General features: G+C 50.2%; 1 protein-coding gene. It reads left to right on the top strand.

Annotated features, from left to right (window positions below; translation table 11 throughout):
- On the top strand, nucleotides 1-302 hold a 302-nt coding region (locus ACODSZ_RS23125), incomplete at its 5' end, for a hypothetical protein (RefSeq protein WP_488928650.1).
- Nucleotides 303-603: the final 301 nt, after the last annotated feature.

Raw genomic sequence — 603 nt, 5'->3', positions numbered from 1 at the left:
GGATAGAGTCGCTTCGCTCCGACTATCCTTCTGATCCACTTTTCGCTCCGCTGCGACGGCTGGCTCTATGGGGAAAGTCCACTCGGGCTCGCCTGCGGCCTCGCCCGGTCTCCGACTCGCCTGCGGCTTTGGGTTGGCTCGCCTGCGGCATCGACCTTTTGATCGTTCCAACTCCCGTTCTGGATTTTGGGTTTTTCCTTTTTTGTTTTTTTGTTTTTTTGTTTTTTTGTTTTTTTGGTTTTGGTTTTTGTTTTTGTTTTTGTTTTTGTTTTTGTTTTTGTTTTTGTTTTTTGTTTAAATAATTTCCGTTCGTTCGTCCTGAGTAGTCGCGCAGCGACGTATCGAAGGCTCAAGAACGCCAAGGCAAAGCCGAAGGCGAGTCGGAGATATTGCGATGCCGAAGGCGAGCCGTCTCGGCCGTCCGCATCTGCGCCGCCGCTTCAGAGACCAATAAAACGGATCAGAAAAATAGTCGGAGCGAAGCGACTCTATTTTTCCCGTTTTATTGGTCTCTGAAGCGGGGACCCTCCGAAGGAGGGCGGTGCAGTTGCGGTCGCCTTCTTTTGCTTACTTTTCTTGGCGAGACAAGAAAAGTGAGCGGCT

Source organism: Herbaspirillum sp. FG34 (genome assembly GCF_057809315.1).
This window is presented reverse-complemented; position numbering and strand designations above follow the sequence as displayed.